This is a genomic window from Actinoplanes sp. NPDC051388, from assembly GCF_055586225.1.
The window spans coordinates 232,992-244,911 of sequence record NZ_JBVJIP010000004.1 but is presented as its reverse complement, the minus strand read 5'-3'; the positions used below and the strand labels follow the sequence as shown (position 1 = coordinate 244,911).

The 11,920-nt window shown below is 71.7% G+C and carries 13 protein-coding genes; 7 read left to right on the top strand and 6 right to left on the bottom strand.

What is annotated here, in order from left to right; genetic code table 11:
* The first annotated feature begins 215 nt into the window (after positions 1-215).
* Positions 216-1,196, top strand: a complete 981-nt coding sequence (locus ACZ6TI_RS12895; protein ID WP_465345201.1) for an aldo/keto reductase — start codon at positions 216-218, stop codon at positions 1,194-1,196.
* Between the two features lie 50 nt (positions 1,197-1,246).
* On the opposite strand, the gene ACZ6TI_RS12890 is transcribed toward ACZ6TI_RS12895, so the two are convergent.
* From ACZ6TI_RS12890 to ACZ6TI_RS12875, 4 genes are read right to left on the bottom strand one after another with little or no spacing between them, the layout of a single operon-like run.
* Positions 1,247-2,431: an ABC transporter permease gene (locus tag ACZ6TI_RS12890; protein WP_465345200.1), complete on the bottom strand. Its 1,185-nt coding sequence runs from the start codon at positions 2,429-2,431 to the stop codon at positions 1,247-1,249.
* Positions 2,428-3,114, bottom strand: coding sequence for an ABC transporter ATP-binding protein (locus ACZ6TI_RS12885; RefSeq protein ID WP_465345449.1), 687 nt, complete (start codon positions 3,112-3,114; stop codon positions 2,428-2,430). The genes ACZ6TI_RS12890 and ACZ6TI_RS12885 overlap by 4 nt, the downstream gene beginning before the upstream one ends.
* A 5-nt stretch (positions 3,115-3,119) precedes the next feature.
* On the bottom strand, positions 3,120-4,196 hold the full coding sequence (locus ACZ6TI_RS12880) for a peptidoglycan-binding protein (protein ID WP_465345199.1): 1,077 nt from the start codon (positions 4,194-4,196) through the stop codon (positions 3,120-3,122).
* Positions 4,189-4,818, bottom strand: a complete 630-nt coding sequence (locus ACZ6TI_RS12875) for a hypothetical protein (RefSeq protein WP_465345198.1) — start codon at positions 4,816-4,818, stop codon at positions 4,189-4,191. Before ACZ6TI_RS12875 ends, ACZ6TI_RS12880 begins: the two co-directional genes overlap by 8 nt.
* Before the next feature lie 120 nt (positions 4,819-4,938).
* Between ACZ6TI_RS12875 and ACZ6TI_RS12870 the strand changes: the two genes are divergently transcribed.
* Complete coding sequence (locus tag ACZ6TI_RS12870; protein ID WP_465345197.1) at positions 4,939-5,586, top strand: response regulator transcription factor; 648 nt, start codon at positions 4,939-4,941, stop codon at positions 5,584-5,586.
* On the top strand, positions 5,583-6,806 hold the full coding sequence (locus tag ACZ6TI_RS12865; RefSeq protein ID WP_465345196.1) for a sensor histidine kinase: 1,224 nt from the start codon (positions 5,583-5,585) through the stop codon (positions 6,804-6,806). The genes ACZ6TI_RS12870 and ACZ6TI_RS12865 overlap by 4 nt, the downstream gene beginning before the upstream one ends.
* A gap of 23 nt (positions 6,807-6,829) precedes the next feature.
* Here ACZ6TI_RS12865 and ACZ6TI_RS12860 read toward each other — a convergent pair whose 3' ends face one another.
* A complete protein-coding gene (locus tag ACZ6TI_RS12860) occupies positions 6,830-7,669 on the bottom strand; it encodes a class I SAM-dependent methyltransferase (RefSeq protein WP_465345195.1) in 840 nt (279 codons plus the stop codon).
* 47 nt (positions 7,670-7,716) lie between these two features.
* Between ACZ6TI_RS12860 and ACZ6TI_RS12855 the strand changes: the two genes are divergently transcribed.
* The 4 genes from ACZ6TI_RS12855 to ACZ6TI_RS12840 all read left to right on the top strand — a co-directional run bounded on the left by ACZ6TI_RS12855 (position 7,717) and on the right by ACZ6TI_RS12840 (position 10,692).
* Positions 7,717-8,016 carry a hypothetical protein gene (locus ACZ6TI_RS12855; protein ID WP_465345194.1) on the top strand — a complete coding sequence of 100 codons (300 nt, stop codon included), beginning with the start codon at positions 7,717-7,719 and terminating at the stop codon, positions 8,014-8,016.
* A gap of 287 nt (positions 8,017-8,303) precedes the next feature.
* The gene (locus tag ACZ6TI_RS12850) at positions 8,304-9,044 is read left to right on the top strand and encodes an ATP-binding protein (protein WP_465345193.1); all 741 of its coding nucleotides are present in this window, start codon (positions 8,304-8,306) and stop codon (positions 9,042-9,044) included.
* Between the two features lie 122 nt (positions 9,045-9,166).
* Positions 9,167-9,340, top strand: a complete 174-nt coding sequence (locus tag ACZ6TI_RS12845) for a hypothetical protein (RefSeq protein WP_465345192.1) — start codon at positions 9,167-9,169, stop codon at positions 9,338-9,340.
* 212 nt (positions 9,341-9,552) lie between these two features.
* Positions 9,553-10,692 carry a glycosyltransferase gene (locus ACZ6TI_RS12840; RefSeq protein ID WP_465345191.1) on the top strand — a complete coding sequence of 380 codons (1,140 nt, stop codon included), beginning with the start codon at positions 9,553-9,555 and terminating at the stop codon, positions 10,690-10,692.
* Positions 10,693-10,749: 57 nt separating this feature from the next.
* Here the strand turns inward: ACZ6TI_RS12840 and ACZ6TI_RS12835 are convergent, their stop codons facing one another.
* On the bottom strand, positions 10,750-11,691 hold the full coding sequence (locus ACZ6TI_RS12835; protein ID WP_465345190.1) for a zinc metalloprotease: 942 nt from the start codon (positions 11,689-11,691) through the stop codon (positions 10,750-10,752).
* Between the last annotated feature and the right edge of the window lie 229 nt (positions 11,692-11,920).

Below are 11,920 nucleotides of genomic sequence, written 5' to 3'. Positions count from 1 at the left end.
GCGTCTCCCACCGCTGTGCCGTCCGAGTCCCGATTCGCATTCGTGAGGTCTACATCAGCTCCGGATCGAGGGATGGGCTGGCAGTACACCCTTCAGCAGTAACTTCTCCGTCCCCGCGGACAGGCGTTTGCTGGAAGCGATTGCAGCACCGGGACATCGCCGACAATGTTGTTCGTCGGGATGCCCACCTCACCGGCCCGAACCAGGAGTGGGAAATGAAGAACGCGCGCCTCGGCGGCCTGGAAGTCTCCCGGATCGGCCTGGGAGCCATGACCATGGCCGGCACCTACACCAGCGAGGGCGGCCTGGACAACGCCGAATCGATCCGCACCATCCACCGCGCGCTGGATCTCGGGGTGACCCACATCGACACGGCCGAGATCTACGGACCGTTCCTCAGCGAGGAGATCGTCGGTGAGGCGATCAGGGGACGCCGCGGCCAGGTGCAGATCGCCACGAAGTTCGGACTGGTATCCCACGCGGGCGGTGGCCCGGGAGCCGTCGACAGCAGCGCCGCCAACGTGACGGCCGCCGTCGAGGGATCACTCAAGCGGCTCGGCACCGATCACATCGACCTCTATTACCAGCACCGCGTCGACCGCAACACCCCGATCGAGGAGACCGCCGCCGCTGTCGCCGACCTCATCGCCCAGGGCAAGGTGTTGCACTTCGGCCTCTCCGAGGCGTCGGCGGAGACGATCCGCCGCGCCCACGCCGTTCAGCCGGTCACCGCGCTGCAGACCGAGTACTCGCTGTGGACCCGTGACGTGGAGGCCGAGATCCTGCCGCTGCTGCGCGAACTCGGCATCGGCTTCGTGCCGTACTCACCGCTCGGGCACGGCCTGCTGACCGGACAGATCCGCACGGTCGACGACTTCGCCGACGACGACTGGCGTAAGACCAACCCGCGGTTCACCGGCGAGAACTTCCAACGCAATCTCGCCATCGTCGACGAGGTCACCGCCATCGGGGCCGAGATCGGCGCCACCCCGGCGCAGACAGCGCTCGCCTGGATCCTCACCCGTGGCGACGACGTCGCTCCCATTCCCGGCACCCGCCGGGTGGCCCGGGTCGAGGAGAACACCGCCGCGGACGCCGTCGAACTCACCTCCGGCCAACTCGAACGCCTCGACGCGCTGCGTCCGGCGGTCGGAGCACGCCACGACGACGCCAACATGGCCTCGATCGACCGCTAGGCCGGCCGGCATGCCCGGCAAGGCAGGCGCTCAGCGGCGACGGAGACGTTTCACAGCGTTCGCAGGGCCTCGACCGGTGACAGGCGCGCTGCCCGCGCCGCCGGGTAGAGGCCGGCGAGCGCGCCGATCAGGAGGGCCGCGGCGAGCCCGGCGGCCAGCCCCTCCGCCGGGATGACCACCGGGTTGCCGCCGAGCCGGGCGGCGACGGCGGTCGCCGCGGCGCCCAGGCCCGTTCCGAGCAGCCCGCCGATCGCCGCCAGCAGCGTCGACTCCAGCAGAAACTGGGCTGCGACGTGCCGGCGGCGGGCGCCCAGCGCGCGGCGGAGCCCGATCTCGCCGCGCCGCTCCAGCACCGAGATCACCATGATGTTGGCGATGCCGACCCCGGCGATCAGCAGCGCGATCGCGCCCAGCCCGAGGAACAGGCCGACGAACGCGCTCTTCGCCGCGATCCGGGCCACCAGCAGGTCGGACGGCCGGCGCACCTGCACGTCGTCCTGCCCGTCCGGCACCGTCGTGGCGGTGAGCACGGAGGCCACCGCGGCCACCTGGTCGGGGTCGGCGCGCAGGTAGATCCGGCTCGGGCCGCCGGTGCGACCGAACACCTCGGCCGCCTGCGGAAAGCTGATCAGGGCCGCCACGTCGATCTCCGGCGCCACCGCGACCGGTGCGAGCACCCCGACCACGGTGAAGTAGTGATCGCCGACGAGGACCTGGGTCGGGTCGTCCAGCGATCCGATGCCCAGGATCTTGGCGGCCTCGTAGCCCAGAACGGTCTCCGGGTAATGCTCCGCGGTCGCGTCGAGGTAGTGCCCGAGCAGCACCCGCGCCGACACGGCCGGCGGGAGGGAGGTCTGCGCGGCGAGCACGTTCATGCCGCCGGTCTGCTCCTTCGGGATGGCGGCGCTGCGGCGTACGGCGATGCCGGGGAGCGTGCCGACCGCGGTGACCGTGCGCACCGGTGGGATCCGCCGGATCATCGGCTCGGCGGTGACCGGCAGCGGCACCTCGCGGCCGTTGACGGACTGCCCGGATGCGACGGTCAGCAGGTTTCCCTCCTCGCCGAGTCTGGTGATCAGGTCGGCCTTGGCGGATTCGGCGATGCCGAGCACCGCGACCACGGCCGCGACCGCGATGGCGATGCCGAGAGCGGACAGGGCCGAGCGGACGCGGCGGGCGCGCAGGCCGTTGACGGCCAGGGCGATCGCGTCCGGCAGGCGCAGCCGGGAGGTCATGCGGGTGTACCGGTGTCGCTGACGATCCGGCCGTCGTGCAGGTGCACCCGCCGCCGCATGGCCGCGGCAACGCCCGCGTCGTGCGTGATCAGCACGACCGTGGTCGTGCCGGCCAGCGCGCGGAGCAGCTCGATGATCCCGCCGCCGGTGGCCGAGTCCAGGCTGCCGGTGGGCTCGTCGGCCAGCAGCACCGCCGGTCGGCCGACGATGGCGCGGGCCACGGCGACCCGCTGCCGCTCGCCGCCGGAGAGTTGCCCGGCCCGATGCGCGATCCGGCCGGCGAGCCCCACGTCGCGCAGAGCGTCGGCGGCGCGCGCACGGCGAGTCTGTGCGGGCAGGCCTCGATAGAGCAGGCCGGTCGCCACGTTGTCGAGCACGCTGAGGTGTTCGAGAAGGAAGAACTGCTGGAAGACGAAGCCGAGGCGAAGGGCTCGGACAGCGGACAGCTTCGCGTCGGGCAGCGCCGAGACGTCGGTGCCCGCGATTCGCACGGTGCCGCTGGTGGGGCGCTCGAGCGTGCCGAGGATGCCCAGCAACGTCGACTTGCCGGCGCCGGACGCGCCGGTGACGGCCACCGCCTCGCCGGCCCGCACGACGAGATCGATGCCGGACAGTGCGGTGACCGGTGTCGGACGGGGATAGATCTTGCGGACGGCGGACAACTCGAGGGCGGGTACGTCGATTGTGGTCACACCGGCACCTCCACCGTCGCGCCCTCGTGCAGACCGGCTCCGTCGACCTGCACCAGGGTGTCGGAGAACAGGCCGGGGGTGACACCGATCAGCCGGCGCGCGCTCCCGTCCAGCAGGTAGACGCCGTAGCCCCCGCCGGCGAGCGCGACCAGCGCGGTGATCGGCACGGCGAGCACCCCCGTGGCGGCGTCGGTGACCACGTTGACCTGGACCGGCGCCTGGTCGAGGGCGGCCGCGGCCGGCTGCCGGCCGAGGGTCACGGTCACCGCGATGGACGGCAGCTGATCGCCCCGGCCGAAGTCGTTCTCGCTGGGCGCTGAGGCCACCGTCGACACCTCGGTCACGCGGCCCGGCACCGTGTCGCCGTCGGGAAGCGTGACGGTCACCGCGTCGCGGGGCTTGACGAGATGGCTTTCGGTCACCGGCACCGCGAGAGTGACCGCGACGGTGGGCGAGGTGCCGGAGACCAGCGGGCCACCGGACTCGCCGGCCGCCGGACCGCCGACCGTGGCGCCGAGAGCGGTGATCCGCAACGGGCCCGGCTGAAAGGTGACCAGGCCGAGGTCCATCCGGCCGGTGACCGGCTGGCGGGTCGCCCGCTGCCAGCGGCGTGCCGCGGCCGCGGTGGCCCGGGTGAACGTACCGTCGATGGTCAGGTTTCTGATGGTGGCATGACCCAGCGCGACGAGGTTCTGCTCGAACGCGCGGACGTCCGGCCCGGCGGTGACGCCGGCTGCCAGCGACCGCCACGCCGGTCGGTCGCCGAAGAGGAGGCGGACCGGCCGGTTGTCGACGGCGAGGATCCGCTCGCCCCGGCGGATGGTCTGGCCGGGGCGCGGCAGCCAGGTCACGGTTCCGCCGGCACCTGGCCAATGCACCGCGTACGCGCCGGCGTACCCCAGCGTCCCGGGCACCGCGGTCGTGGTCGACAGATCGGTGCGGGTCACGGTCGCGGACCCGGTCGGCACCGCGGTCGTGGCCGGAGCGGCCGGAGTCTCCCGGAGCCACCAGCCGGTCCCGGTGGCTCCGGCGGCCGCGACAGCGGCCGCGCCCAGCACCACGCGCCTACGCATTGCCGAGATTCCCCAGACTCGACAGCCGCGCCTCGTCGTCGAGGATCGCCCGGCACGCGCTCAGGGCCCGCTGCACGACCGGGTTCTGCTTGCCACCGGCCGGCACGCCGTCGGGGTCGAGGCCGAACCCCTTGCCCGGCGAGAAACGCTGATCGGCCGTCGGGTCCTTGACGTTCGGCAGCCCGTTGGCGCGCAGGCACTCCGCCGACTTGACCCCGGCCTGGATCAGCTGCGGCGGGGGCGGGCCCTGGTCGCGCATCGAGAAGGCCGCCGTCCGGATGAGGTCGCGGCAGGCCGCCTGAATGGCGTCCAGGTCCGGCCCGTCCAGCTCGCGCAGCGCCACGTCGTCGGTGTAGACGTACCCCTCCGCGGTCAGCAGCGGGTCCTGGTAGCGCGGCGCCCCGTGCTGCCTGATGCAGTCCGCGGCGGCGTGCAGCCGGGCCCGTCGTTCGGCGCTGCCGTCGCCGCCGACCGCGTTGAGGTTCTCGTCATCGCCGGTGCCGCTACCGGTGCCGGCGCTGGCGCCGGTGTTCGGGAGCTGCGGCACGGTCGGCGCGGGCGGGTCTTCGGAGCAGGCGCCGAGTGCGATCAGCGCCACGGCGGTCACCAGCAAGCGTTTCATCACGAACCCCCGAATCGTGGATTCCGGACCGGTCGCCGACAGGTCTAGCCGGTGGGTGGTGACATCAGCGCTACGCGCGATGTCGGACGGATGTCACGTCCGGCGATGCACAATGTCGGCATGCGCGTGCTGGTGGTCGAGGACCACGTCACGTTGGCCTCTCGGATCGGCGAGGGGCTGCGCGACGCCGGGATGGCGGTCGACGTCGTCCACGACGGCGCGGCCGCGCTGGCCGGCGCGGCGGACACCGCGTACGACGTGATCGTGCTGGACCGCGACCTGCCGGTGCTGCACGGCGACCAGGTGTGCCGGTCCCTGGCGGGCGACGCCGACGCCCGGATCCTGTTGCTGACCGCGGCCACGTCGGTCGACGACCGGGTCGACGGCCTGGAGCTGGGCGCCGACGACTACCTGGGAAAGCCGTTCGCCTTCCCGGAGCTCGTCGCCCGCGTGCGGGCCCTGGCGCGGCGTGCGCCCTCGGCGCCGCCTCTGGTCCGCCGTGGCGACCTGACCGTGGATCGCGCCCGCCACCGGGCGAACCGCGCCGGCCGGGCCCTGTCGCTGACCCGCAAGGAGTTCGGTGTGCTCGAGATGCTGGCCGCCGCGGACGGCGCCGTGGTCAGCGCCGAGGAGCTCCTGGAGCATGTCTGGGACGCGCACGCCGACCCGTTCAGCAACATCGTCTCGGTGACGCTCACCCGGCTGCGCCGCAAGCTCGGCCCGCCGCCTCTCATCCAGACGGTGGTCGGGCGGGGCTACCGCTTGTGAACGGCCGGCGGTTCACGATCCGGCCCCGGCTGACCGTCCGGGTCCGGCTGACCCTGCTCTACAGCGGGCTCTTCGCCGCGGGCGGCGTGCTCCTGGTGTCGATCACCTATGGCCTGCTCGCCGCGAACCTCCCCGACGCCGGCTCGAAAACCGGCGCCGGGGCGAAACCGTCCGTCCCGGCGGGCTTCGCGGCGACCTGCGCGAAGGCGACCGGCGACCCGGCCGCCGAGCCGAACCTGCTGCAGAAGTGCAAGGCGGCCTACCAGGAAGGCGTGATCGAGGGGGCCGCGAGCCAGCGCGACGCGACCCTCGACCGGCTGTTGCGCTACTCCATAGGCACCCTCGTGGCCGTCACGCTGCTGGCCGCGGCAGCCGGCTGGGTCGTCGCCGGGCGGGTGCTGCGGCCGGTGCACCGGATCACCGAGGCGGCCCGGAACGCCTCCGACGAGCACCTGACGGCCCGGGTGGCGCTCACCGGCCCGCACGATGAGCTGCGCGAGCTGGCCGACACCTTCGACGACATGCTCGATCGCCTGCAGTCGGCGTTCGAAGGTCAGCGCCGGTTCATCGCCAACGCCGGGCACGAGTTGCGGACGCCGCTGACCGTCATGCGTACCGCGGTCGACGTGGTGCTGGCCAAGCCCGAACCCACCCGGGGCGAGTTGCTGGCGATGGGCCGTGACATCCGTGCCGCCGTCGGTCACGCCCAGGCCCTGATCGAAGCGCTGCTCACCCTGGCCCGCAGCGACCGGGGCGAGGCCGATCGGGAGATGGTCGACCTGGCCACGGTCGCCGAGGACGCGATCGACGCCGCCGGCCCGGCGCCGGGAACGGCGCGGCTGCACGCGTCGCTGACCCCCGCGCCGACCCGCGGCGATCCGATCCTTCTCGAACGTCTTGCCGCCAACCTGCTGGACAACGCGGTTCGTTACAACGTCCCGGGCGGCGCCGTCTGGATCAGCACGAGCACGGACGGCGCTCGGGCGACGCTGACCGTGGACAACACCGGCCCGCTCGTCGCCGCCGAGGGAATCGGCACGATGTTCGAGCCGTTCCGGCGTCTGCACGAGCGGACCGGCGACGGCGGCTTCGGGCTCGGCCTGGCGATCGTCGCCGCCATCGCCGCCGCGCACGGCGGTCAGGCGCAGGCCAGCCCGCGCCCCGGCGGCGGGCTGCGGGTGCTGGTCAGCCTGCCGTCGCCGTCTCCGCAGCAGCCGTGAGAGAGGCTTCGCCGAAAGTGTGGTTATCGAGTCGCGGCCAGAGTGCAGCGCACCTGCTGGTGCAGATGGATTCGGCCGTCGGCGCCGCGGGCCTGTTCGAGATGGTCACCGGCGATCGCCTTGACGGTGTCGTGTTCGGTGTCCGCGATGGCGTCCCACATCGCCCGCTGGCCGTGTGATCGGCTGAACGTGTGCCACTCGTCGACGTCGGCGAAGCTCACCTCGACATCGACGTGGGCCGTCCGCACGCCGGTGAATCCGGCCGCCGCGACCAGTTCCTCGACGCCGGTGTCGCTGGCGAAGGGCCCGGCGGCGCCGGAGGTGCGGGCGTCGAGCATCCCGGCCGGCAAGTAGGGCCGGAAGGTCGCGTCGACCTTCTCCCACACCTGATCGCGGCCGGCGAAGGTCGAGATCGCCAGCCGGCCGCCCGGCACGAGCAGGTGTTTCCAGGCGGTGAGGGCGGCGAGCGGATCAGGCAGGAAGAACACGACCAGGGACGAAACCACGAGATCGTACGTGGCGGCCGGCAGCGGCGGCGATGAGGCGTCGAGGACCTGGACGTCGACGTTCGACAGGCCGAGGGCGGCGACGTCGGCCGCGCACATCTGCACCATGCGAGGGGACAGATCGATGCCGGTCACCTGCCCGCCGGGTCCCACCGCCTGCGCCAGGGCGATGGTGGCGGCACCCCGTCCGCATCCCGCGTCGAGGACCCGCTCACCGTTGGCCGGCGCCGCCAGGCGTACCAGGTGCTGGGCGATGGGGGTGAACCACGGAACGCCCACGTTGTCGTAGACGTCGGCCACCCGGTCGAACACCGCCGCCACCCGCGCGCTCTTCGCTGCTTGTTCTGTCAGGTCCATGGGGCGAGTCTCGTCCGTGCCGTTGCCGGTGGCCAACGCGACGTGCCGTGGCCGTCAGCCGATGTGATGAGTGCCTGCGATCGTCGACACTGAGGCAGGACCGAACTCCGCTCCTCCGACGACCTGCTGGATGCCGCCCGCGGGATTCTGCGGCGGGAGCGGGTGCGGCTGGCGGAACCGGCTCCGAGCACGACCTGCGGTTCACCCGCACCTGGGCCAGGCTGGCCGCCGAGCCGGCCCTGGTCGAGGCCTACAACGACATCAAGCTGCGGCATCGCGACGATCCCGGCGAGTACGAGCGGCGCAAGTCCGCCTTCTTCGACTCCCTCCAGCCGTCCGCCACCTGACCAGCGGGCCGCCGGCGCCGGCCACTGATACGGTTACCGACACATCGCTCCCGGCTAATGTAGCGTCGCCTTGTCGGGACACGTGCTCGTTCCGGCGCCGCTGCTCCAGACCCCGGCAGTTCCTCAACTCTGTCCAGGTGCCCGGGAGCCGCTGTGGCCGAAGTGAACTGTTGCGTCGGGCGACGGGTCGTCCGCGCCGTCCGCGCGGACGGTTCGTGGTGACCGCTGTCGAGCGGCGGCCGTTGGAGTCCCCGCATCTCATCGACGCCGTGATCGATCGTCACGGCGTGGGGGCGACCGTCATGACCGACGTGGGCATCGAGGTCATCGAGATGGCCGTGCACGGCCAGTGGTCGCCTCAGGTGAGCGCCCGGGTGTCCGCCGCACTACCCCTGTGCCTGGCCGGGCCGTCGCCATCGATCATTGTCGATCTGCACGATCTGGGTGACGCGTACGGGGCGAGCCTGCCGTTCTGGCTGGCGCTGTGGCGGGAGGCCAGGCTCGCGGACACGCCGACGCAGATGACGTTCTGCTCGCCGGAAACCGCGTTGAGCCGGCGCCTGCAGAAACTTCGAGGGCCGCAACCACGGGTGTTCGCCACTGTGCGCGACGCGCGGATCGGGATCGCCGCCCGGACGTCGCGGGCCGACCGACTGCAGGTCAGCCTGGAGCCTCGTCCAGCATCCATCGCGGCCGCCCGCGCCCTCGTCACGCAGGCATGTCGACTGCGGAACCGGCCGGATCTGCTCCAGGACGCCTGCTTGATCGTGTCCGAGCTGGCCACCAACGCGGTGATACATGCCGGCACCGACTTCATCGTCACCGTGTCGCACAGCGGCACCCGCCTGCACCTGGCGGTTCATGACCGCGTCCGCGGCTTTCCATGCCTGCGCGAACCGGGGCCCGCCGGCCCGCTGGCCCCACTCGAGGTGCGAGGCCGGGGCCTGCCGCTGGTGCACCTGCTCGCCACCGCGTGGGGCGCAGTGCCGACGCGCCACGGCAAGGTGGTGTGGGCGACGGTGATGTGATTCCCGGCAGATCTTGGCCGCGGCCGGGGATGATTCGAAGCAGGCGTAGTCTGGCGGCTGTCGCTCCGGACCCCGGCGACTCCGATCCAAAGCCGGCGGACGCGACCCTGAAAGAGCAGACCATGATCATCTCGAAAGCCCTCGTGCTCAGCATCCTCCGGGAGCGTGGGCAGAACGCCCGGGCCGATTTCGTCGATCGGGAGCTGCCCGAACACATCGACTCCCTGCAGCACGGGGGACTGCTCGCCACGCTGCACCTCGACCCGAGCGAGTTGGCAGCCGCTGATCCGGCGTGAGGGTCGCATTCCTCCGGCCGGTCGCATACCCGGATGCCGGCTGGCGGCCTCCGCCGCGCGCCTGCGGCCCTTGGGACCGTCTGGTCGCCTTCACAGAGCATTGCGGCTTCGCTGCACCTTCCTCGGCGCGGACGGGATGGTCGCCGACTGCTTAGCCGTCTAAGTCAGTTGACGCTTCAACCGTCGAGAGCCGACAACCGGAAGGCACACAGATGACCACCAGATACGGATTTCTCAGCACCCACCCGCCGACCCGCTGCGGCCTCGCGACCTTCAACTCCGCGCTCGTCACCCATCTCGGCGAGGCCGGCCACCCGGGTGGCGTCGTGCGGGTGGCCGCGCACGGCGACGAAGCGGCACCCGCGCCCGGCGTGGCATTCACCTGGATGGCCAAGACACCGGCCGGCTGGCGTGCCGCCGCCGACGTCCTGAACACCTTCGACGTCGCCGTCATCCAGCACGAGTACGGCATCTACCCCGGCCGCGACGGTCGCGACGTGCTGTCGGTGCTGCGCCGGCTCACCGTGCCGAGCCTCACCGTTCTGCACACCGTGCTGGCCCACCCGACACCGAGCCAGAAGTCGGTGCTCGAGCAGGTCGTGTCTGCCTCCAGTGCCGTGGTGACCATCACCTCGGCCGCGCGCGACCGGCTGCTGCTCCACTACGCCGTGGACGGGGCGAACATCTCGGTGATCCCGCACGGCAGCTTCGACTATGCCGGCCCGCCGGTCGAACGGAACCCTCAACCGCACCTGCTCACCTGGGGTCTGCTGGGACCGGGCAAGGGCATCGAATGGGCGCTGCGTGGCCTCGCCCGGCTGGAGAACCTCGACCCCGCGCCCGTCTACACCGTGGCCGGCCGGACACACCCCAAAGTCGTGGAGTTGCACGGCGAGGCGTACCGGGCGGGTCTGCACCAGCTCGGCGCGGCTCTGGGCATCGCCCACCGGGTGCGCTACGAGTCCTCCTACCTGGACGATGCGGCGCTTGGAACACTCATCCGATCCGCCGACGTCGTCGTGCTGCCCTACGACTCCACCGAGCAGGTCACCTCCGGTGTCCTCGTCGAAGCGGTCGCGGCACGGATCCCGGTCGTCGCCACCACTTTCCCGCACGCGGTGGAACTGCTCACCGACGGACCCGGCCTGCTCGTGCCGCACAAGAACCCGCGAGCCCTGGCCGCCGCCGTCAAACGCATTCTGACCCAGCCCACCCTGGCCGCCTCCCTGCGCAAACGCGGCGGTCACGCCGAACCGGCGGTGCGGTGGTCCACCGTGGCCCACCGCTACCACGAACTCGCCACGACCCTCGCCGTCACCGGTGGCCGTGAGGTCGTCACGGCCGGCGCGTGACCGTCCGGACGACCAGCCCGTTCCAGGGCTGGCGCGGCCGGCCAGTGAGGCCCGCGATCAGCCGGCGCGGTAGGCGAGCCAGATCAGCGCCATCCGGACGCTCTGGCCCAGGCTGAAGCGGTCCAGGCACGGGTCGTCGCCGTAGCTCATGAAGTTGTGCACGGGGTCGCGGCCGGGAGCCGGGCACGTGTCGTCGGACTCGTTGCACTCGAAGATGTTCTCGCCGTCGAACTGGTACGGCGTGTCGATCACCGAGTCGCCGGGAGCCGCGCAGCCGTTCTCGAAGGTGTGGTAGAGCCCGAACCAGTGGCCGACCTCGTGAGTCAGCGTGTCGCCCTCGTTGTACGGCGCCGCCGAACCGCCGGGCAGGCTGTCGTTCAGGATCACGACGCCGTCCTGGATCAGCGTCGCCTCGTTCGGGAAGTACGCGTAGCCGAGCAGGCCGTCGGAGAGCCCCGCGACGTACACGTTCAGGTCGTCGTAGCCGCCCCTGTGCAGCGCCGCCTTGGCCTCCTGGTCGTCCGCCGGGTCCACGTCCGGGTCGGACCAGTCGTACCAGTCGTCGTTCCTGGTGTAGTCGATGGACTTGGTCCTGAACTGGAAGATCGTCTTGCTGCCGAAGGCGGCGTTGAGCACCGCGATCTGGTCCGCGATCTGCTTGCGCGTGACTCCACCCGTGCCGTCCGAGCGGGTGATGACGTGCACGCGCACGTCGACCGTGACGCCGCGCTTGGGCACCTTCGCGCCCCAGGTCAGGCCTTTCGACCGCAGCTTGGCGGTCATCTGCTGCTCGGCCCGGGCCGCCTCGGCCCGGGTGAGGTCGTTGGGATCGGATCCCTGCTTGCCGGTGCGGACGCGGTCGTTGGAGACCGTGGCGCACTCCGCCACGGACTGTGCCACCTGCGTCGCCGGAGCCGCGGCGACCGGGCTCGCCGGGGCCGCGACCAGCGTCGCCCCGAGCAGGCCGACCGCGGCCAGACTGATCCTGATTCGTTGCATGAGACCCCCTGATGAGCCGGCCGACGACGTGGCGACACCGGTAATCGGACTATCGACAGAACGTAATCCGTCGATGTCTTTCGCCGACACCGTCCGACCGGCCCACCGACGCCGGCCACCCGGCCCACCCGAGTGGAGCAATCGTTACCTGCTGGTTCTTGTCCACTCCGTGTCACCTTGATGTGATCGCTGGTAACCATCGCGCGACGGTGTTCATCGATGTGTCACT